The organism is Sphingomonas sp. UYAg733, assembly GCF_054057355.1.
Genome location: NZ_JBSRZE010000004.1, coordinates 172,263 through 193,424 on the forward strand (window position 1 = coordinate 172,263; position 21,162 = coordinate 193,424).

General features: G+C 65.3%; 21 protein-coding genes. 11 read left to right on the forward strand and 10 right to left on the reverse strand.

The annotated features are described in order from the left end of the window. The first annotated feature begins 23 nt into the window (after positions 1 to 23). The 7 genes from ACVWZA_RS09910 to ACVWZA_RS09940 all read left to right on the forward strand — a co-directional run bounded on the left by ACVWZA_RS09910 (position 24) and on the right by ACVWZA_RS09940 (position 7,529). Complete coding sequence (locus tag ACVWZA_RS09910; protein ID WP_457311032.1) at positions 24 to 533, forward strand: hypothetical protein; 510 nt, start codon at positions 24 to 26, stop codon at positions 531 to 533. A 382-nt stretch (positions 534 to 915) separates the two neighbouring features. Next, positions 916 to 1,800 (forward strand): LysR family transcriptional regulator, encoded by an 885-nt coding sequence (locus ACVWZA_RS09915; protein WP_457311033.1) that lies wholly within the window; start codon positions 916 to 918, stop codon positions 1,798 to 1,800. 69 nt (positions 1,801 to 1,869) lie between these two features. Then, positions 1,870 to 2,868, forward strand: coding sequence for an N-acetyltransferase DgcN (gene dgcN, locus ACVWZA_RS09920; protein WP_457311034.1), 999 nt, complete (start codon positions 1,870 to 1,872; stop codon positions 2,866 to 2,868). Continuing rightward, a complete protein-coding gene (gene dgcA, locus ACVWZA_RS09925; RefSeq protein WP_457311035.1) occupies positions 2,865 to 3,854 on the forward strand; it encodes an N-acetyl-D-Glu racemase DgcA in 990 nt (329 codons plus the stop codon). Before dgcN ends, dgcA begins: the two co-directional genes overlap by 4 nt. Further along, on the forward strand, positions 3,851 to 5,419 hold the full coding sequence (locus tag ACVWZA_RS09930) for an N-acyl-D-amino-acid deacylase family protein (RefSeq protein WP_457311036.1): 1,569 nt from the start codon (positions 3,851 to 3,853) through the stop codon (positions 5,417 to 5,419). The genes dgcA and ACVWZA_RS09930 overlap by 4 nt, the downstream gene beginning before the upstream one ends. Further along, positions 5,416 to 6,666, forward strand: coding sequence for a dicarboxylate/amino acid:cation symporter (locus tag ACVWZA_RS09935; RefSeq protein WP_457311037.1), 1,251 nt, complete (start codon positions 5,416 to 5,418; stop codon positions 6,664 to 6,666). Before ACVWZA_RS09930 ends, ACVWZA_RS09935 begins: the two co-directional genes overlap by 4 nt. Positions 6,667 to 6,689: 23 nt before the next feature. Then, the gene (locus ACVWZA_RS09940) at positions 6,690 to 7,529 is read left to right on the forward strand and encodes a phytanoyl-CoA dioxygenase family protein (protein ID WP_457311038.1); all 840 of its coding nucleotides are present in this window, start codon (positions 6,690 to 6,692) and stop codon (positions 7,527 to 7,529) included. Between the two features lie 22 nt (positions 7,530 to 7,551). Here the strand turns inward: ACVWZA_RS09940 and ACVWZA_RS09945 are convergent, their stop codons facing one another. The 6 genes from ACVWZA_RS09945 to ACVWZA_RS09970 form a co-directional block, all read right to left on the reverse strand. Next, positions 7,552 to 8,241: a DUF1223 domain-containing protein gene (locus tag ACVWZA_RS09945; protein ID WP_457311039.1), complete on the reverse strand. Its 690-nt coding sequence runs from the start codon at positions 8,239 to 8,241 to the stop codon at positions 7,552 to 7,554. 2 nt (positions 8,242 to 8,243) lie between these two features. Further along, entirely contained in the window at positions 8,244 to 8,975 is a 732-nt protein-coding gene (locus ACVWZA_RS09950) for an HvfC/BufC family peptide modification chaperone (protein WP_457311040.1), read from the reverse strand. Between the two features lie 10 nt (positions 8,976 to 8,985). Continuing rightward, the gene (bufB, locus tag ACVWZA_RS09955; protein ID WP_457311155.1) at positions 8,986 to 9,816 is read right to left on the reverse strand and encodes an MNIO family bufferin maturase; all 831 of its coding nucleotides are present in this window, start codon (positions 9,814 to 9,816) and stop codon (positions 8,986 to 8,988) included. Between the two features lie 59 nt (positions 9,817 to 9,875). After that, positions 9,876 to 10,133, reverse strand: a complete 258-nt coding sequence (gene bufA2 / locus ACVWZA_RS09960) for a BufA2 family periplasmic bufferin-type metallophore (protein ID WP_457311041.1) — start codon at positions 10,131 to 10,133, stop codon at positions 9,876 to 9,878. Positions 10,134 to 10,208: 75 nt separating this feature from the next. Next, positions 10,209 to 10,850, reverse strand: coding sequence for a DUF1109 domain-containing protein (locus ACVWZA_RS09965; RefSeq protein WP_457311042.1), 642 nt, complete (start codon positions 10,848 to 10,850; stop codon positions 10,209 to 10,211). Further along, the gene (locus tag ACVWZA_RS09970) at positions 10,850 to 11,386 is read right to left on the reverse strand and encodes a sigma-70 family RNA polymerase sigma factor (protein WP_457311043.1); all 537 of its coding nucleotides are present in this window, start codon (positions 11,384 to 11,386) and stop codon (positions 10,850 to 10,852) included. The genes ACVWZA_RS09965 and ACVWZA_RS09970 overlap by 1 nt, the downstream gene beginning before the upstream one ends. 202 nt (positions 11,387 to 11,588) lie before the next feature. On the opposite strand from ACVWZA_RS09970, the gene ACVWZA_RS09975 reads away from it, so the two are divergent. From ACVWZA_RS09975 to ACVWZA_RS09985, 3 genes are read left to right on the forward strand one after another with little or no spacing between them, the layout of a single operon-like run. Then, positions 11,589 to 11,852, forward strand: a complete 264-nt coding sequence (locus ACVWZA_RS09975; protein WP_457311044.1) for a BufA1 family periplasmic bufferin-type metallophore — start codon at positions 11,589 to 11,591, stop codon at positions 11,850 to 11,852. A gap of 28 nt (positions 11,853 to 11,880) precedes the next feature. Then, complete coding sequence (locus tag ACVWZA_RS09980; protein WP_457311045.1) at positions 11,881 to 12,366, forward strand: DoxX family protein; 486 nt, start codon at positions 11,881 to 11,883, stop codon at positions 12,364 to 12,366. After that, entirely contained in the window at positions 12,353 to 12,784 is a 432-nt protein-coding gene (locus ACVWZA_RS09985) for a hypothetical protein (RefSeq protein ID WP_457311046.1), read from the forward strand. Before ACVWZA_RS09980 ends, ACVWZA_RS09985 begins: the two co-directional genes overlap by 14 nt. Positions 12,785 to 12,814: 30 nt before the next feature. Here the strand turns inward: ACVWZA_RS09985 and ACVWZA_RS09990 are convergent, their stop codons facing one another. Together ACVWZA_RS09990 and ACVWZA_RS09995 are read right to left on the reverse strand one after the other, a co-directional pair. Continuing rightward, positions 12,815 to 14,731: an amidohydrolase family protein gene (locus tag ACVWZA_RS09990; protein ID WP_457311047.1), complete on the reverse strand. Its 1,917-nt coding sequence runs from the start codon at positions 14,729 to 14,731 to the stop codon at positions 12,815 to 12,817. Next, on the reverse strand, positions 14,659 to 16,665 hold the full coding sequence (locus ACVWZA_RS09995; RefSeq protein WP_457311048.1) for a S9 family peptidase: 2,007 nt from the start codon (positions 16,663 to 16,665) through the stop codon (positions 14,659 to 14,661). Before ACVWZA_RS09995 ends, ACVWZA_RS09990 begins: the two co-directional genes overlap by 73 nt. 176 nt (positions 16,666 to 16,841) lie before the next feature. On the opposite strand from ACVWZA_RS09995, the gene dacB reads away from it, so the two are divergent. Then, the gene (gene dacB, locus ACVWZA_RS10000) at positions 16,842 to 18,326 is read left to right on the forward strand and encodes a D-alanyl-D-alanine carboxypeptidase/D-alanyl-D-alanine endopeptidase (protein WP_457311049.1); all 1,485 of its coding nucleotides are present in this window, start codon (positions 16,842 to 16,844) and stop codon (positions 18,324 to 18,326) included. 230 nt (positions 18,327 to 18,556) lie between these two features. Here dacB and ACVWZA_RS10005 read toward each other — a convergent pair whose 3' ends face one another. Next, the gene (locus ACVWZA_RS10005; protein WP_457311050.1) at positions 18,557 to 19,594 is read right to left on the reverse strand and encodes a serine hydrolase domain-containing protein; all 1,038 of its coding nucleotides are present in this window, start codon (positions 19,592 to 19,594) and stop codon (positions 18,557 to 18,559) included. After that, positions 19,591 to 21,033 carry a permease gene (locus tag ACVWZA_RS10010; protein ID WP_457311051.1) on the reverse strand — a complete coding sequence of 481 codons (1,443 nt, stop codon included), beginning with the start codon at positions 21,031 to 21,033 and terminating at the stop codon, positions 19,591 to 19,593. Before ACVWZA_RS10010 ends, ACVWZA_RS10005 begins: the two co-directional genes overlap by 4 nt. Positions 21,034 to 21,162 lie beyond the last annotated feature (129 nt).

Here is a 21,162-nt window from a genome sequence, read left to right on the forward strand (position 1 = left end):
GTGGTGACATTTTGGGGGCCAGCATGTCGAACGAAACTGATCTGGGTGCAGCACCGGTGGAAACCATCGTTACCAAGCCGCTCAACCGCCGCAGCGTGGTCGGCGGAATGGCCGCCGTACCGATCGCGGCCTCGGCAGTCGCCGGATTCAGCGCACCGGCCATGGCCGCGCCATCAATGGCAGCGGCAATCGACCCGACCGATAGCCGCCTCAGCATCTTCAAGGGTCGCTATGCGCTGGCCAACGGCAAGATCGTCGAAGGTTATTTCGCCTCGCCGCGCGGCAAGACCAAGCTCAACGTCGTGGTGCTCATGACCAGGGGCGACACGCTCGACGCCGAAACCGAGAATGAAGCGCGTCGCCATGCGCTCGACGGTTATCTCGCGATCGTGCCCGATCTCAAGGCAACCAGTGGCACTTCCGCACTTGGCGGTCGCGGTGCCATGCTCGCCGATATGATGACCGCCATTCCCGGCCTGAAGCGCATGTCGCACGGCAATGGCCATGTACGCGTGATCGGCGCTCAGGCCTGAAGGTCACCAACGGGTCATCGCAACCATTACCAACGGCCGGCCGATCGAGTGCGATCAGCCGGTCGTTTTCATGACGGGCGGATCGTCCAGGACTGACGACCTGTTGAGACGCGATACGATTTCGGCAGCTGTGATTTCAACATCAGTAGCTATTAACCAACTGATAATAAACAGCCTTTTTGAACAGTGGCGCGCGCGATGCCGTCCCTGACCTCAGCCGAGATATGACACATTACGGTGTGTCATATCTCCCCGCGCGCCGCCGCCATCGTGCGGCGCGATTCAAACGCCGTGCGATCCGGTCGATTAGATACGATCAGCCGGCCGTTTGCATGATCGGCAAATCTCCCTAGGCTGATCTCATGTCGAAAGCCGGCCACCGATGAACCTGCGCCATATCGAAATCTTCCACGCTGTGTATGTCAACGGCTCGGTCAGCGCCGCCGCGCGCGCGCTCAACGTCTCGCAACCATCGGTATCGAAGATGCTGCGCCACGCGGAATCGCTGCTCGGCTTCCCGCTGTTCCAGCGTACCAATGCCGGGCTGGTCGCAACCGAGGACGCGCATAGCCTGTTCGCCGAAGTGAGCGAGATCCAGGACCGGGTCTATGCGCTGCGCGAGGCCGGGCGGAATCTGAAGCGTGGCGCGACCGGCATGTTGCGCATCTCAGCATTGCCGTCACTCGCGCTCGATGCCCTGCCCACTGCGGTGTCGCGCTTTCTTCGTACCCATGAAAAAGTGCGGTTCGACCTGCAAACTGTCCATCACGACGATCTGCTGCGAAAATTGTACGAACGCGAGACCGATATCGCGCTCGCGTTCGAGGTGCCGCCGGCAACGCCGATCAGCCATCGCTGGCTCGGCGAAGGCGAACTGGTCGTCTTGTATCGCGAACAGGATATGCCCGACGCACCGCCGCGGATCGAGCTCGAGGCCTTGCGTGGACGGCGTTTCATCAGCCTGGCGGGAAGTGGCCCCATGGGACAACTCTTCACCCAGGAACTGCAGCGGCTCGACCTCGAGCTCGATGAAATGGTGTCGGCGCGTACCTTCTACATCGCCGCTGCCTTAGTACGGCAAGGCGTCGGCATGACGGTGGTCGACAGCTTCACCGCACAGGCGTCGCTTGCGCCCGGGCTGTCGATCCGGCCGCTCAAACCACAGCTTACCTTCGACGTGCATGCCATGTTCCTGGTCAATCGCCCGCCGACCGCGCTGGCGACCGATTTCCTCAACACGCTGGCGCGCGTGATCGACGCTCCATAACGCGAAGCTATAGCCAGCCGCGCACTCATTATGCCGAAGACGGCGCGGGGCGGCGATACGATCGCTCGGATGATCCCTGCACCCTATCTCCTGTATCTCGGTCACAGCACCGACGCCGTCGGCATCAAGACCTCGCGTGGACTCGCCGTGTTCCGCCCCGACGCCTGTGTTGGTGAATTCCGCTACGACGACTGCCCGTTCACCCTCGACCTGCCGCGCATGAACATGGTCGAAGGCGCAGTGGCGGGTGCGCGGACCCTGGTGCTCGGCATCGCCAATTCCGGCGGCAAGATGGGCGAAGACCTGATCGCCGATGCCATCGCCGCGCTCGAGGTGGGGATGAATGTCGCCGCCGGCCTGCATCAACGGCTGCGCGACGTGCCGCGCCTTGCCCTGCTCGCCGAGCAACGCGGATTGCAATTGTTCGACGTGCGCGATCCGCCGGCGGACCTTATCGTCGGGAATGGTTATGCCCGTGCCGGCCATCGCTTGCTGACCGTCGGCACCGATTGCTCGGTCGGCAAGATGTACACCACGCTGGCGCTGACCACCGCGCTGCGGACACGCGGCGTCACCGCCGACTTCCGCGCGACCGGGCAGACCGGCATCCTGATCGCGGGCGGCGGCGTACCGGTCGATGCGGTTGTCGCCGATTTCATTTCAGGGGCGATCGAGCAGCTTGCCCCGGCACGCGACGACGATGGCTGGGACATGATCGAAGGACAGGGTTCGCTGTTCCACCCGTCCTTTGCCGGTGTATCGACCGGCCTGCTGCACGGTGCCCAGGCGGAGGCGATCGTGATGTGTCACGATCCGATGCGCACCGATATGCGCGGCATTCCGGGACGCGCGCTTCCCGGCATCGAGGAATGCCTGGCGATGAATCTGCAGGTCGCGCGGCTGACCAGCCCGGCGGTACGCGCGGTCGGCGTGTGTCTCAACACCTCGGCGATGACGCCGGAGGCGGCGCGGGCGCAGTGCGAAGCCACGGCCGCGCGGCTCGGCCTGCCCTGCACCGATCCGATGCGCTTCGGGGTCGAGAGCGTGATCGACCGATTGCTCGCATGACGCTGACCCTTCACGCGCAGCACGACCGGTTCGACCTGATCGCGCCGTTTCGCATCGCGCGCGGGGTCAAGACCGCTGCCGATGTCGTGACGGTGACGATCACCGATGGCGACCTGGTCGGTCGTGGTGAAGGCGTTCCTTATCCGCGCTATGGCGAAAGCATCGAGAACGCACTGCACGCGATCGATGATGTGCGTCCGGTGATCGAGTTGGGCGGGAGCCGGGCAGATCTGTTGTCCCTGCTCCTCCCGGGTGCAGCACGCAACGCGGTCGATTGCGCGCTCTGGGACCTTGAAGCGCGCCGATCGGGCCGGACTGTCGCGAGCCTGATCGGCATGCCCGAACCAGGCCGGATAGCCAGCGCATTGACCATCGTGATCGATACGCCCGAGGCGATGGCCCTGGCCGCCGCTGCGGTCGCCGACTCGCCATTGCTCAAGATCAAGGTCGACGCGAACGACCCTGCCGCACAGATCCGCGCGGTGCGAAATGCTGCACCCAATGCTGCACTGATCGTCGATCCGAACGAGAGCTGGAATCAGGCGCTGGTCGAAGCGATGCAGTCGGTGCTGATCGAGGCACGCGTCGACCTGCTCGAGCAGCCCGTTCCGGCCGATGACGATGCATGGCTCGAAGGCTTCAAGTCCTCCATCGCGATCTGCGCCGATGAATCCGTGCATGTCGCCGCAGATCTGGAGATGATCGCGCGGCGCTACAGTCATGTGAACGTAAAGCTCGACAAGGCCGGCGGGCTGACCGCTGCGCTCGAACTGGCTCAGGCGGCGCGCGCGCGCGGGCTTGGACTGATGACCGGATGTATGGTTAGTTCGTCGCTGTCGATTGCCCCCGCCCTGCACATCGCGCGGCTGTCGGACTTTGTCGACCTTGACGGTCCGATCTGGCTCAGGGAGGATCGCCCGGGCGGGGTCAGGGACGATAGCGGCATGCTCGCTCCACCAACCAAGGGCTTCTGGGGAACGACATGAAACGCATCGTGCGCATCGCCGCCGTGGCAACCATCGTCGCGCTTGCACCCGGCGCGGCACCGGCACCGCAAAGTGTCGATATCCTGATCCAAGGTGGCACCGTCTATACCGGATCGGACGCGCCGTTCGTCGGTGACGTGGCGATCAGCGGCGACCGCATCCGCATCGTGGGCCGCCATGCCGATGTGACCGCCAAACGGACGATCGACGCGACCGGCATGATCGTCGCGCCGGGCTTTATCGACCCGCACACGCATGTCGGGACATCGCTGACCGACCGGTCGGCCGCAACGCGCCTGATCGCGCCGTTCCTGATGCAGGGCGTGACCACCGCATTCGTCGGCAATGACGGCGGTGGCGATCCGAATGTCGCCCAAGTGCTGGCCAGCGCGAAGAAATTGCCGGTCGGGATCAACTTCGCTGCCTATGCCGGCTTCGGCGCGATCCGTGGGCGCGTGATCGGCGCGGTCGATCGCGCACCGACCGCTGCCGAGCTGGGCCGGATGAAGGCGCTGACCGCAAGCGCGATGTGCCAGGGCGCGATGGGGTTTTCGACCGGCCTGTTCTACGCGCCGCAGAGTTTCGCCAGGACCGACGAAGTGGCTGCGCTCGCCGCCGAGGCGGGCAAGCGCGGCGGCATCTATGACAGCCATATCCGCGATGAATCGAGCTATACGGTCGGCCTCGCGGTGGCGATCGGCGAAGCGATCGAGGTCGGGCGGCTGGGCAAATTGCCGGTGCATATTTCACACATCAAGGCGCTTGGCGTCGATGTGCAGGGCCAGGCCGGCGCGATCATCGCCAAGGTCGAGGCCGCGCGCCGCGCGGGCCAGGACGTTACCGCCGATCAATATCCCTGGTCGGCATCGGGCACGAGCCTGGTCGCATCGCTGATCCCGCTCTGGGCTCAGGATGGCGGACGCGTCGCATTGCTCAAGCGCTTCGACGATCCCAAGCTCGCCGAACGAATGCGCACCGGCATGACGGAGAACCTGCGCAAGCGCGGCGGCGCGGCATCGCTGCTGATCACTGAGGGCCAGTTTAAGGGCCACACCCTCGCCGACATCGCCAGGACGCGCAAACAGGACCCGCTCGCCGCCGCGATCGCACTGATCCGCCTGCACGACCCGTCAGTCGCGTCGTTCAACCAGATCGAGCCCGACATCGCCGCTTTCATGAAGCAGCCCTGGGTGATGACCGGGTCCGACGCCTCGACCGGGCACCCCCGCGTCTATGCGACCTTCGCGCGCAAATATGCGAAATATGTCGTTGCCGATAAGGTCATCAGCTTGCGCGAGTTCATCGAGCGCAGCTCGGCACTGACCGCGGACACTTTCCATCTCGAAGGACGCGGACACCTCAAGCCCGGCGCGTTCGCCGATGTCGTCGTGTTCGACCCGAAACGCTATGCGCCGCGCGCGACCTATGAACAGCCGACGTTGCTGACCGTCGGGGTCGGCACGGTGATCGTCAACGGCGTGCTGACGGTCGACAAGGGCGTGCTGACGCGCCGGGCGGGCGGACGTGCCCTGCCGCATAAACCGACACCCGGTTCCTGCCCTTGACCGTGCTGCGCACCTGGTTCGCGATCGCCTTGTGGAAGCGCGTGTTAGGCGCGCTGGCGCTCGGCCTGATCTTCGCTTTGGTTTGGCCATCGGCGACTCCGGCGGTGGCGTTCATGGGCGATTTGTTCGTGCGCGCGATCCGCATGCTGGTCGCGCCGATCGTGCTGGTGACGATCGCATCGGGCATCACCGCGCTGGCCGATCCCAGGCGCCTCGGCGGACTTGGTGCGAAGACCATCGGGCTGTTCGCCTTCACCACCGCGATCGCCGTATCGGTCGGCATGGCGGTCGCGGCACTGCTACGGCCGGGAATCGGCGCGCCGATCGGCACCGCGGTGGCACACCCGCTGGGCGATCCGGTCACACCCTATGACCAGTTGATCGGCATCGTCCCGCTCAACATCGTCGAGGCGCTGGCGAAGGGCGACATGCTGGCGTTGATCTTCGTCGCGATCCTGCTCGGGGCCGGCACGGTGATCGCGGGTGAAGCAGGTAAACCCTTCGCCGCCTTGCTCCAGTCGCTCTCTGCGGTGCTGCTACGCATCGTCGGCATCGTCATGGAGGCGACTCCGTTCGGCGTGTTCGCGCTGATCGCCGGCGCGGTCGCGGCCAATGGCGCGGCGGTGTTCGTACATGTCGGCTGGCTCGCGCTTGCCGTGGTGCTCGGTTCGCTGATCCAGATCGTCGTGGTGCACAGCTTGTTGCTCCGCTTCGCCGCGCGCTTGCCGGTGCTGCCCTTTTTTCGCGGCATCGTCGATGCGCTGGTCGTCGCCTTTTCGACCGCGTCAAGTTCCGCGACCTTGCCGGTCGCGATGCGCGTCGCGGAGAAAAATCTCGGTGTCGGCCGCCCCGTCTTCTCGACCGTGCTGCCGCTCGGTGCGAGCATCGGCAAGGACGGCACGGCGATGTATGTCGGCCTGCTCAGCATGTTCGCGCTGCAGGCGTTCGGCACGCCCCTCACCCCCGGCGTCTATGGTCTGGTGCTGCTGACCGGCGCGCTCGCCGCGTTCGGTACCGCACCCGTTCCTTCCGCCTCGCTGTTCATGCTTGCCGCCGTGCTGTCGGCGGTCGGTGTCGCGCCCGAACAGACCGCGCTGGTGGTCGGCTTCGTGCTGCCGTTCGACCGGTTGCTCGACATGACCCGCACCGTACCAAGCGCGAGCGCGAACCTCACCGTCGCGACCATTGTCGCGCGCTGGGAAGGCGAGCTCGATGAAGAAATCTACCGATCGCCAAACGACGATTGAGGTGACCGATGGAAGGAATAGGCATGGCGAATATCGATGGCGGCGACCTTCGCACCGCCTATCAACGTGACGGTTATGCGATCGTGCGCGGCGTCTTTACCCCGGCCGAGATCGAGACGATCGGCGCGACTGTCGACCGTGTCCATGCCGAAGGCGTCGCGCACGGTCGCAGCTTCCGGCACGGCAATCTGTTCTACAATGTCGCGGAAGGATCCAACGGGCCGCTGGTGCGCATGGTGCAATGGCCATCCTATCATCAAACGGTGCTCAACGACGTGCGGACGGATCCGCGCATCGTGGAAATCCTCGCGCCGCTGATCGGCCGCGACCTGAAGCAGATCATCAACCAGCTCCATTGGAAGGCGCCGGGCGGTCAGGGCGATTTCGCCTGGCACCAGGATTCACGCTTTCGCAAGCCCGACGACGCGTATCGCAACCTCGGCACCTCCTATATCCAGACCGGTCTCGCGATCGATCCGCATACGCCCGAAACCGGCTGCATGCGTTTCATTCCCGGCAGCCATTTGCGCGGCGATATCGATCTGGACGTTTCGGTCGAAGTACTTGGCCGGTCGATGAGTGATTCAGCTTTGCTCTCGGCCGGCCTGTCGCTCGACGATGCGATCGATGTGATCCTCGATCCCGGTGACCTTGCGCTGTGGAGCCCCCATCTGGTGCACGGCTCTGGCACCAACCGGTCGACGCACCAGCGTCGGCTGTACATCAACGGTTATGTCCGCGCCGAGGATTGCGACCGGGGCGAATGGGCGTTCCGCGACGGCAAACCGGCAGCATTCGGCCCGGAACCCGCGCTGGTTCATTACGAAGCGCTGCGCGAACATGGCGAGCCGCATTACGTCTGAGAATCTGCTCGACGGTCGCCGATTACAGCCGTCGCGCCGACACGATCGGACCGCCTTTGCCGGCCTGTAACAGCAGGACACTCTCAAGAGCGCCCTCACGCTTTGGCAAGGCGAAGCGCGCCGCCGTGCCGCGCCAGGTGCCCAGCGCGGCCATCTGACGGACGATATTACGATGCGGAATGGTCCTGCCGCCATTCTCGCCCGCGCCGATCGGCACGGCGATGGTGCGCGGGTCATAGCGCACCAGCCACAACGTCGCTGGCGCCGCGGTCTTCCCGGCAGCAATCGCCACCGTGTCGCCGGCGACCTGTATCGCGGGACCGGTTGCGGCAGCGGCGCGAGCACGGGCGATCGTCGCGTCGGCGTCGCTCGCGCGGCTACCGACGATCGCGGTTCGACCACCGACGATCATTTGCGGCGTCGATACGTTGCGGCGACCGCCGGCCCGCGCATAATCCCATTGCCGTTCAGTGAAGGCGGGCTTGGCGAAACTGTCTTTCCAGCCGAGATAGTCCCAATAGGTCACCGCGAAATTCAGTGCGATCACGTCGCGTCGCGCGGCCAGCGCGTTGAGCACGACATCGGCCGGCGGGCAGGACGAACAACCCTGACTTTGGAACAGTTCAACGACGACCGGCGAAGGTGTATCCGGAGCCTGGGCGGATGCGGTGACGGCGGTGCAGAGCAGCAGTGCGGGCAGGATCGTGCGCATGGTCATTCCTCGGTTATATCGTTGATCAGTCCATCGGCCAGCCATTGGCCGAGCATTGCGCCGGCGGTCGCGACTCCGGCGGTTTCGCCCTGCGTCTCGACCAGCGTGCCGCACATCGCGGCAAAAGTCGCGCCGCCGGACATCATTGCCAAAGCCCCATGTTCGATCATTTCGATCGACCGGAAACATGGCATGAATTCCTGCCGCCAGACCAGCATAGCGCCGGGCTCAGGCAGGACGATGGCGGGGGGCGGAGCATCGCCACTCGACAATGAAGACCAGATCGCGCCGGCATTGGTGCGCGCATGACCAAGGCAAAGCGTCGGTACGAAGTTGAGTATGGCTCGATCCCAGTCGGTATCTGCCAGTTTATCGGCGGCCAGGGCGACCGCATCGCGGCCCTCGAACGCCCGGCCGAGCGCCCATTCGAGCCACGCGAGTTCGGCGACTTCCGGATCGTCGGGATATAGTCGCGCCAGCGTTCGATCGAACCCGTCGCCGTAAACGCCGAGCGTCCATCCGCTGGGCGGCGTATGTTCGATATGGTCGCGTGCGGCGTCCATGAACGCCGCATCGCCGAGCCAGGCGCGGGCCTGCTCGAACGTCTCGGCGAGGCAATCGGCGAGCTGCGCGCGATAAGCGTTGTGATAAACCCTGAAGCCCGGCCCTTCGCCGGGATCGAGGTCGCGCACCAGATCCTGCCCAAAGGCGCGTTGAAGCATCGCCAGGCTCATGCCGCAATCCTCATGCCGCAGCCTTCATACCGGGCCGGCCCAGAGCGCGGGCGATGGCCAGCTCGCCGAGCAGGTCGGCGAGCGGTGGAATGTCGTCGTCGCGCTCGATCATCGTCGCGACCGGTCCGACGCGAGCGCATGCCGCCTCGTACAGCGACCAGACCGATGGCGGCACCGCACGATCGTGCGTGTCGATCAGCAGGTCTGCGCCCTGGCTATGCCCGGCGAGATGGATCTGGCGAACGCGCCCGGCCGGCACGCCGTCGAGATAGTCGATCGGGTCGAAACCGTGATTGGTCGCGCTGACTAAGATATTGTTGACGTCAAGCAGCAGGTCGCACCCGGTGCGCGCGCACATCTCGGCGATGAAATCCCATTCGGTCGCTCCACCAGCGAATTGCAAATAGGTCGACGGGTTCTCGATCAGCATGGCGCGGCCGAGCACATTCTGTGCCTGATCGATATTCTCGCACACGACGCCGAGCGCTTCCCCTGTATAGGGTAACGGCAGCAGATCGTGCGAGTTGAACCCGTCGATCCGCGTCCAGCATAGATGGTCGGACACGAACAGCGGCTGGACATGATCGACCAGCACTTTGAGTCGCGCGAGATAATCGCGGTCGAGCCCGTCGGCCGATCCGATCGACATCGACACGCCGTGCAGCGCGACCGGATAATTCTCGCGCACGCGGTCGAGGACATGACGCGGGCGTCCACCGCCGATCATGAAATTTTCCGAGATCACTTCGACGAAATCGACCGCAATCCGATGCTCGATAAAGTCCGGATAATGCGGCGGGCGCAGGCCGAGGCCAAAACCCTGGAATGTCGGTGCTTGCATCATGAGTGCGATCCCGAAAGGTGCGAGCCCAGGCATTCGACCGGGCTCGCATAAAAGGCTTATTGCGGTGCGGTCAGGCTACCCCCGGCGGCGGTGCACTTGTTGCCGGTCATTTCCTTGAAGCCCTGCCCCTTGCAGGCATTCTGGCCTTTGCAATCGCTCTTCGCGGTCTTGCAGTCCGACGTCCCCTTGCAGGTGTTGACGCCGTAGCAATGGATCTTGGCGCCGGCGGCGACCGCAGGAGCCGTGGTGGCGACGCCGGAGATGGCGATAAGGGCTGCGGTGGCGGCAAAGCCGGTGCCGAGGATGGTGTTCATGTGAGGGTCTCCTGAAAAGGCTGAATGCCGGGTTGGCATCTGTTCTTCGGGAGCGCCTCGCGTTCGGTTACACGCTTACCAACGTAACAGCCGCGGACCGGTCAGCGCCCCGAACAGCGTCGCCGCGGCGATGCCGAGCGAATACCAAACCAGCACGAACGTCGCCGATACCTCGGGACAATGCAGGCCGTATAAGGTCGCGGCGCAGGCGCCCGACGCCAGGCCGGCGACCGCGCCAGTCAGCCGCAGACGGGTCGGTGCGAGCTGCCGGAACGACCAGATCAGGCCGGCAAACACCGGCAGCGAATAGGACGCCACCAGCACCGTGCACCTTTTCCAGCTGATCCCTTCCAGCATCGGCCACCAGCCGGCGACCGGCGTGCGCGCCAATTCGATCATCGCCGCCCCGGCCAGCAGAACGACCGGCACCGCAAGCAGCCACAGCCAGCGCGGACTATTCGCCTCGGGCCGCGACAGATGGAGCGTCGCGGCGATGGCAATGGCCGCGAGCGCAAGCGTATAGCTCCATTTCATCCAGAATGCGGACCCGAGCAGGGCATTGCCAAGATCGGGGCGGAATCCGATGCGGACGGCGATGATCGCGAGGGCGACGATCGCGCCTCCCGCAAGCCCGATTGCCAGCCGGCGCGGCACTGCGCGCCGCGATACACGCGGCGCATCGCCGCCGAGCGACAGGACCAGATCCTCGGTACGCATCAGTGGCGCACCCCAAGCCGGCGCGCGATCGCCTGCAGGCCGCGATGCACCGAAACCTTGACATCGGCTTCGCTCAGTCCGCCGCGTTCCGACGCTTCGGACACAGTCAGCCCGTCGATCTTGGTATCGCGAATCGCACGTGCCTGTTTCGGCGACACTCCCTCGAGCAACCGCGCGACATCCATCCTTGCCGAACAGGCATCCTCGAATCCTTCGGCGACCAATATGTCCTCCAGCCCCTCGATCGAGATGGTGGTGCGGCTGCGCCGGAAATGGTCGATCATCTTGTAGCGCGCGATCGCATAGGCCCAGGCGGCGAAAGGGCGGGTGCGATCATAGGTCGCCCGGCGGGTATGAATTGCCATCATTGTTTCCTGCACCAGATCCTCGACATCATCGGTGGCGCCACGGAGGCGCCGGCCGAAAAAGGATCGCAGCATGGGCACGAGCGCACCGAGCAAGGCGGTATAGGCGCCGGAGTCTCCATCGAGACCACCGATCATCATGACCCTGAGCTGATCTTCGCTCGCCCGCACATACACTCCCGACAAGCCATTCGTACGCGCCGCGGCGGAAGTTACAAAGCCATGACGATATATTATCCGTGTAACCGGATGTTGTGACACGGCGAAGAAGCTGTCGTGACCCCGCCCACAAGGCCTCCCGGGTCGCCGTGCGGCGGAGTCGGTTACCCAAACCCTCCGCCGTACGTGAGGCCGTCATCCATAAGGATCACCCATGTCGCCAACCACCCCAGCGGCGCTCGCCGCGATCGTCGCGCTCGCACTCGCCACGAGCGGCGCCCAGGCCGCCAAGCCAATGGAAAAATGCTACGGCATCGCCAAGGCCGGCAAGAATGACTGCAAGGCCGGCGCCGGCACGAGCTGCGCCGGAACATCCCGCACCGCTTATCAGGGCAATGCCTGGAAGCTCGTGCCGGTCGGCACCTGCGTCAAGACCAAGACACCCAAGGGCGTCGGCTCACTGACGCCGAAAGCATGACATCGACCCGACGGGAAGGAGAGACGCGATGACCGCATTGGCGAAGCATTATGCCCGGCTGGCCGACTGGCTGGACGTGCATATATCACGCAACCTGTTGCTGCTCGTCGCGCGGATCGGCATCGCCGCGATCTTTTTCCTGTCGGGACGCACCAAGGTCGAGGGCGCGTTGACGATCACCGACGCGACCTATGAACTATTCCGTACCGACTATGCGCTACCGCTGGTGCCGCCGGAGGTCGCCGCACATGCCGCGACCTATTCCGAACATTTCTTTCCGATCCTCCTTGTCCTCGGCCTGTGCACACGCGGCGCGGCCGCGGCGCTGCTCGGCATGACATTGGTGATCGAGGTTTTCGTCTATCCCGATGCCTGGCCGACGCATCTCAGCTGGGCGGCGATCCTGCTGCCGCTGATCGCGCGCGGCGGCGGGCGCTGGTCGCTCGATTCCATGCTAGGACTGGAGCGAGCCCCGGAAAATGCGGGCGGGAGACAGGGGCATGCCACGCAATGACTGGTTGATCGCGGCCGGTACGCTCGACGCGCTGGCCGCGCTGTTGCATCTCGGCTGCATCGTCGGCGGCCCGTCCTGGTACCGCTTTTTCGGGGCAGGCGAGAAGATGGCGAGGCTTGCCGAGCATGGGTTCTGGCGCCCGGCGATCATCACCATCGGCATTGCCGCGATGCTGGGTGCCTGGTCCGCTTATGCGTTTTCCGGCGCCGGGCTGACCCCGCGCTTGCCGCTGCTCCGCCCCGCTTTGATCGCCATTGCCGCGATCTACGCGGTACGCGCGGCCGCGCTGCCGGTGATGCTCGCCGCCATGCCGGATCGGAGCGCCACCTTCCTGATGTGGAGCTCGGCGATCGTCGCGGTCTTCGCGATCGTCCACGCGATCGGCATCTGGCAAAGCTGGTCGCAACTCGGCGGCTGAGGGGCGAACCAACCGCTCGCTATCTGCGCCCTAATAAAAGCGTAGATTCGCCAGCTCGAGCCACGGCTTGCTGCCTGGCTCGCCGTCGAGCTGCACGATCAACGCGCGGAGCCGCGCCAGGTCGAGCGTCGCGTAGTCATCCCGGCTGCGGAATGCGCTGAACGGGATGCGGATTTCGCGCCGGTTCTGGTCCGCGGCGAACGGCGCGACGAACGCCGCGCGATCCTGGATACCATAGCTGTCGAATTCGAGCCGGTACTGCCCCACCCCGCGCGCGTCGAACGCGACCCCGGTGAATCCGCGCGCATCGGCAAGCTGGACCGCGCCTTTGGTCAGCGGAAGGATCAGTTGCGCGAAGGGCCGTGGCGCCGATCCGAGATGTGCAAGCATGAACAGGCGCTTGTCGGAATCATGGTCGGGGCGAACGATATCGAGATGGCTGTGGTCGACGCCCGCCTCGGTGCTTTCGACCGGTAGCGTATCGAGATCAGTGCGGCCCGGCGGGCCGGCACCGGTATCGATCGGGCCGGCCATCCTGTGCACCGGCAGCGGCGACATGGTGTCGCTGTCGAGCGCTTTCCTCAGCGCCTTTAGCGCGATCTCGCGACCGGACACGAAGACGCGGCGCACGTCGTAGAGATCATCGATGCGTTCGTCGGGGCGCCCGCCGACCAGCACCAGGTCGGCACGCTGGCCGACCGCGATGCGGCCATGATCGGCGCTCTCGCGCAGGATACTGGCGCTGGTCGAGGTCGCCGCCGCGAGCGCTTCGGCCGGGGTGTGGCCGAGCCTGGTCAGCCAGCGAATCTCGCGGATCGTCGAGGTGCCGTGATAGACGCCGCCGATCCCGGCATCGGTGCCCACACCGATGCGGATGCCGGACGCCTTCAACCGACGCACATTCTCGCGCATGATCGTCCAGCGCTTCGATACCAACTCGGCGATCGGCTGTGGCGGCTGGGCGAGGCGTTCCTCCTCCTGGGCGCGCTCGCCGGGGCGCAGTTCGCGCCATTCGGCGGGTTCGAACTTGCGGTCCTCCTGCGGCTCGTACACCACCAGCGTCGGAATATAGGCGGTCCCGTTCGCCTTCATCAGCGCGATCAGCTCGTCATCGACCAGCGCATCGCCGACGCCGTGCCCGACCGCATCGACGCCCGCGCCCGCCGCGAGCTTGGCGCCGGCAAGCGTCACGGTATGAGTAATCACCGGGATGCCGGCAGCGTGCGCATCCTGAACGATTGCCGCCAGGGTCGGCTGGTTCATGCTGTCGAGTCCGGAGCCGCGGCCATAGCGCCAGCCATCGGCGAACACCTTGATCAGGTCCGGTTTGTAAGCCAGCGCCTGTTTCATCGCGAGATGCGCGGCGCGTGGCGTCTGTACCTGCAGCGTGAAGAAATTGCCCCAGCCGAATTCGGTGCCATGCCCACCGGGCACGCCGAAGCGGATCGCGAGCTTCAGATTGGGCGCGATAACCGCGCCCGACCCGGTCATCTCGCGGATCGGTTCGAGCATCTCGCCCGATACTGAGAATTCGTTCACCGTGGTGACGCCGTAACTCAAATAACCGGCATAGGATTTGGGCAGGTCGTCAGGCGCGTCGAACGCCGGCGAGCGCATATGAGTGTGCAGGTCGTGCAGCCCGGGGATCAGGGTCAGCCCGCGCGCGTCGATCGTACGGCTGCCGTACGGCGCGCGGATGTCGCGACCGACCGCGATGATGCGGTCGCCCTTGATCAGCACGTTCTCGACCAGCGCGGATGCGCCGGTGCCATCGAACACGCGGGCACCACGGATCAGCGTGGCGCGGTCGTCCCCCGGCGCTGCGCCGACGCCGACGACTGCCGCGACCAAAGCGACCGTGTTGCGCAGCCAGGTCAGGGCAAAGGTTCCTTGCGCATCAGCGTTTGCGCCAGGAATGCATCGGTCGCGCGATAGCCGGCCAGCCAACTGGCGTAGCGCTGGAATTCATGACGCTCGTCGGGAAAGGCGAGGAAGCGGAACGGGATATGGCGCGCGGTCAGTTCGCGCACCAGCAGCACCGATTGGGCGAAATCGACATTCTTGTCGTCATCACCATGGATCACCAACACCGGCGAGCGCCACTGATCGATCGAGCCCATTGGCGAGGAGGTCCATTGCAACTGGCGCGCGGTCGCCTGCGCATCGGGTGAGAGACTGTCGTCGGCCCGGCGCAGCATGGTATGCACACCGTGAAAATCCACCCCGGCGGCGAACAGGTCGCTGTTCCGCGCCAGCGCCAATGCGGTCAGATACCCACCCCAGCTGCCGCCCCAGATCCCAATCCTTGTGGGATCGACCTGAGGCTGTGCGGCAAGCCAGCGCCCGGCAGCAAGGATATCGCGATATTCCGACGCCCCGTCGCGAGCGATATCGGGGGCATTGCGAAAGGCGCGGCCATAGCCCGTGCCGCTGCGGTAATTGACCGCCAGCACGTCATAGCCTTGCGCGGCGAAATGCTGGTTGAGGATATAGGCGTTGGAATAATAACCGCTGGGATGGAAGCCGAGCAGCATCTGCCGTCGCGGCCCGCCATGCGCGAAGATCAGCGCCGGATGCTTGCCCGAGCCGCGGGCTCGGAACAGCTGCGCGTGGACTTCTACGCCGTCCGCGGCCTTGAAGAGCACGGGCTCTGGCATGACGAAAGCGTGTGCCTCGGCCCTTTTCCCTAGCGGCGTCAGCGTGCGGCCCGCCAGCACGGGGTGCGCGGGGTGCGTCGCATCGGTCGCAATCGCCGCCAGCACATCGCCGCCCAGAGTGGGGAAACTCTCGATGCCCGATCCTTGCGTCACGCGGAGCGGCGCGCCGCCGGAGAGTGGTACGCGCCAGATATGCCTGCGATCGATGTCGCCGGCATTGGCGGCATAAATCAGCGAGCGCCCATCGCTGCCGAGCAGGAAGCTCTCCACCTCGAACGCGCCCGGGGTCAGGTCGCGCGGCTCGCCGCCCTTTGCCGCGTCGATCGCAAACGCATGCAGCCAGCCGCTTCGTTCCCAGGGGAAGACAAGCTGTCCGTCCGCGCCCCAGAACAGGTTGCGGCTGCGCGTACCGTAATAGCGTGCGCCCTCGCCCGCCGGCGCGCTCCACAGCGCGCGCGATATGCCGTTCGCGACGTCGGCGATGCGCAGCGACCAGTAAGGCCCGCTCTGCGCCGCCGCACTGGCGGGCGGATCGACATATTGTATAAAGGCCACCTGTGTGCCGTCGGGCGAGAAAACCGGCTCGACCGAGGAACCGAGCGACGGATCGAGATAACGGACCGCCGTGCCGGCGATGTCGAGCAGGCCGACAAAGTCATGATCGTCACGATTGTCGACGAACAACAGCCGTGCGCCATCCGGCGACCATTGCAGCCGCGTCACTTCTCCTTCGACGCTCGCCAGTTGACGTGGCTTTGTCCCGTCCCACAGCCAGATCGTGCCCTTGCGGGTATAAGCGACCCGGGTGCCGTCGGGGGCGAAGACCGGTGAATGCCCCTCGCCCACCGCGACCGGCGCGTCGCCGTCAGCACTGCCGACAAATACCAGCTGTTTTGGCAGCGTCGTCGCGGCGTTCGCATTGGGAATCGAGCCGTCGGGAAATTCCTCGTCACCGCCGCGCACAAACGCGATGCGCGTGCCATCCCCATTCAGCGCGACATCGTGCAGTTGCTGTCCGTCATCCCCGGCAAAGGCGGTGACCTGTCGTGCCGGCTTGCCACGATCTGCGACCCAGACATTGCGCACGCCGGCTTTGTTCGCGACCCAGGCGAAGCGCGCCGCGTCGCGCGCGCCGGTCAGGTCACCGGCCACGGGCAGCGCCAGCGCGACCGCCAGATCATCGGAGTCGGCCGAAGCCGACACGCTTGTCAGCGTCAGCGCCACCGCGCACGCGATCAGTCGAAAAGCCGTTTTCCATGCCATACCGGTTGTTCTGACCCGCGTGCATCCCCCCGACAAGCGCGGAACGCCGCAGCTATGCGCATCGGTTATGGCCGCGCCAACGCTCTGTATGAGCGGTGCCCGGTTGCTCCCCGCGCCATTCCCTCTAGGTTCGGTCAATGACGCCATCGAAAATGACCCCCGCGATATTGGCCGCGATACTGGCCCCGATACTGGGCCTGACGCTCGCCTCCCCGCTTGCCGCGCAGGAGGCACCGTCGCTCAAGCAGCGCGTCGAAACGACACTGGCCGAGGCGGCGCCCGGCACGCGCTTCGGCCTGGTCGTCACGACCGATGACGGGCGCGAGATCATCGCGATCAATCCCGACCAGCGCTTCATTCCCGCATCGAACACCAAGGTCTTCACGACCGCCGCCGCCTTCGCGACCCTGAGCGGTCTGGACCAGCCCGATGCGGACGGCGGTACCGCGGTGCGGCTCGACGGCGCGGGCAAAAGCGTGCCCGACGTGATCGTGGAGGGCCGTGGCGACGCACGCCTGTCCAGCGCGGCCGATTGCGCTACCGACTGCCTGGCGACGCTGGCCGACGCGGTCGCCGCCAAGGCGCGCGTGGTGCATGACGTGATCGGCGACGACAGCTTCTATCCCGACCAGCGCTGGGGTCCGGGGATGAGCTGGAACAATATCCCGACGCGCTCGGGCACCGCGACATCGGCGCTGACGCTCGATGACAATGAGCTGCCGCTGAGCGTGACGCCGGGCGCGGTCGGTGCGGCGCCTCTGCTCGACCTGCCGCCCTATTACACCGTCGATAATCGCGCGGTGACGGTCGCGACGGGCAAGACCAATCTGGAATTCGACCGCGCCCCCAACGGGTTCCTGCTGCGCCTGAGCGGGACGATCGTCGCCGGTGCGAAGCCAGAATTGCTGCGCCTCGGTATCGACGATCCGGCGCACTATACTGCCTGGACATTCAAACGCTTGCTGGCCGCGCGTGGCGTTCGGGTTACCGGCACGGTGACCGCGCGGCATCGCCCGCTCGGCCCGACCGACGACCCGGCGATACGCCAGGGAGCGCCGGCGCCACGTCCTCCGAGCGAGGCAGCACTTGCCCAGCTCGCCCCGCTGCCGCTGACGCAGGATCTGACCTTGATCAACAAGGTCAGCCAGAATCTCCATGCCGAATTGATGCTGCGCCGTGTCGGCCATCGCGCCGGCAGCGGATCGATCGCCGATGGAGCGGCCGAGGTACGGGCGATGCTGGAACGCGCCGGTGTGCCGCGCACCGCTTATGACTTCGCCGACGGCTCCGGCATGTCGAGCTATAATCGTGTCGCGCCGCGCGGCGTGACGATCCTGCTGCGCTGGATCGCGGGCCAGCCCTGGGGCGCGGCGTTTCGCGAAACCTTGCCGATCGGCGGCGTGGATGGAACGCTGTCCAAACGCTTCACCGGAACGCTGCTCGAACGCAAGCTGTTCGCCAAAACGGGCACGCTCAACGCGAGTTCGGCACTGTCGGGGTATATGACGAGTCAGAGCGGGCGGACGCTGATCTTCTCGGCCTATGCCAATGACATGCCCGACGGGACCAGCGCGACCAAGCTGGTGGACCGCGCGCTGGAGCTCATTGCGGCGGCGAACTGAGTTCCGGAGGCAATTACGTGGTGGCGTTGTGGCAATCCTGTTTCCGACACTGAGAGCGCACCGGTATAAGCCTGGCAGGGAGGGCATGCCCGATCATGTCTCATGGTTGAATCGCTGCCGACCGCAGAGCGATGCGGAGGGGCGGCGAGAGATATGTTACACCGGTATGTGACATTTCTCAGTCCCCTACCCCGGCGAGAGTATCGTTTAATATCGTTATATATCAGATACTAAGCATAGATTCCCTTGGTCCACTTCGCTTCCCAGGTATTTACCACCGCATCCCCGACTTCGGGCCGCAGCACGAAGATGCCGCTGTCGCGGTGGCGGGTCGGGTGCACGCGGTTGGTGAGCAAAGTCCAGGCGAGGCCGCGATCGAAATCGACCCACAACCCGGTGCCGGTGAAACCGGTATGGCCGATCGTTTCGGGCGAACAGGCATTGCCGCCGTGCCAGCCGATGAAGTGCCGTTCCCAGCCACAGGTGCGGTCGCCATTTACCGGATAGCGGATCGCGCGCAGCATTGCCGGCGAGGCACCGCTGCCGTCGAGCAATCCTTGCGCGAAATCGAGCACGCCCGCGACCGTGCCGAACAGGCCGGCATGCCCCGCGTCGCCACCGAGCGCGGCGCAATTCTCGTCATGCACCTCGCCCTTCAGCACGCGGCCGCGCCAGGTGCAGGCCTCGGTCGCGACTGCCGGCCCCGGCGGTGGACCGTAGCTCAGGCCGGGGCCGAGCGGCCATGCCGAGAGCGAGGCACCAGTGACGCGTTCGATCGCGATGCCCAGCAGGATGTAATTGATGTCGGAATAGACCAGCGGACCCTGCTTCCATTCGCGCTGCAGCACAAAGGCGCGCAGCCGGGCGGGATCATCGCCATAGGTGTAGATCGGCTCGACCGCCGGCAGGAAGCTGCGATGCGCGAGGCAGTCGCGGAAGGTCAGCCGGCGCTCGGCCGCGCCCAGGACGTCATATTGGCGCAGGTCGGGGATCGCGTCGGTCAGCGGGCGATCGAGGTCGATGCGGCCTTGATCGGCGAGGCGCAGGATCATCGTCGTGGTGGCGATGACCTTGGAGACCGAGGCAAGGTCGAACCAGTGCGCTTCGGTCAGCAACTCCGGCTCCGGCATCAATGCGGCATGACCGGCGAATTTCACGGCGCGCCGTCCGTCTGCGGTCACCATGCCCAACGTCGCACCCGGAATGCGTCCGTCAACGACGGCCGCAGCTGCGGGCGCGAAAGCCTGTTCGACCAGTTCTTCCATCATATCGTTTCGTGATCCGGAGCGCGCGGCTTCATCCGGCCGATGACCGGCAGGAACAGGATCGCGGCGAGGCTCAGCACGCCCGACATGACGAAGAACGAATCATAGCCGATGGCTTTCTGCATCGAGCCCACCGCACCGGCAAGAAGGCGCGCCAACAGGAACGCAAAGCCCGATAGAAAGGCATATTGCGCGCCCGGGTAACGCGGGTTCACCAGCATCGAGAGATAGACGACGAACACCGCACCGGCGAAACCATTGCCGAACTGATCCGCGGCGGTCGCGATGTAGAGAACCGAATGGCTCGGGGCCTGATGCGCCAGCCAGACAAAACCGAAATTGCCGAATGCCGCGAGTGCCGCGCCGAGCGCCAGAGTCCATGACTGCGACCAGCGCGTCGTCAGCCAACCACCCAGCGCCACGCCCGCCATGCTCGACACCAGCGCGACCGCGCCATCCGCCGTGCCGATCTCCGTCAGCGTATAGCCGATCGATTTGACCAGCGGCTTGGAGAGATTGAGCGCAAGAACGTCGCCCATCCGGTAGAGCGAGACAAAGGCGAGGATCGCCAGCGCGCCATAACCGTAGCGCCAGAAGATATCGACATAAGGACCGATTGCAGGAGATTTGCGGAACCAGGCGGTCGGCGGGGCACCGCGGATCTTCCGCAACGTCAGTGCCATGATGATGAACGGCACCATGCAGATGATCAGCACCACCGGGGTCACATTGCTCTTCGAACTGATCCCGGCAGCGACGGCGAGGTGCAGCACCACCGACCCTATTGCCGCCGTCACAGCCGTCGCGATCGCGAGAATCACAACACTCGCGACCAGCCCGGTAGCCAATGCGACCCAGCGGCCGCCACCGCCTTTTACCTCCGGGCGCATCGCCACCAGCAACGGAAACGGCAGGAACGCGGCGGCCGCGATCAACAGATATGCCTGTGTCCAGCCGGTCCGGTCGGCAACGATCAACGCGCCGCTGCCCGCGGCGACCATTGCGGTACGATATCCCCAAAGGTTGGCGGCGACGATAGGCCCTTGTTCGTCCTGGGTCGGCGCGAGTTCGATGCGCCATGCATCGGCCGCGACCTCCAGCGTTGTTGTCCAAAAGGCAAGCAACACAGCAAAAAGGGCCGTCACGGCGAGGCTCTTGTCGGCAGCGGTAAACGCCATCGCCACCATCGAGGTGAAAATGCCGAGTTGCGACAGCATGATCCAGCCGCGCCTCTTGCCCCAGAAGCGCCCAAAGCCCGGCACGTCGAACCGGTCGAGCAGCGGCGCCCAGAGGAACTTGAACGTCGGCAGCAATTGCACCCAGCCGAAGAAACCGATCACGACGAGTTCGATGCCATGCGCGGTCAGGCGCAGCTGCAACACCGTCGAGAACATGTAGAAGGGCAAGCCGGCGGAGAAGCCGAGCAGCACATACAAAGCCATGCGTCCGAGGCCCGGCCGGATAGCGGGTGCAGCGCCCCCGGTCAGCGCGCCGTCAGCCAAAATGGAAAGCCCGAACAATGGGCAAAACAGGCGGCATCACGGCTCCATCAGCGAGGGTCGGCACAGGCT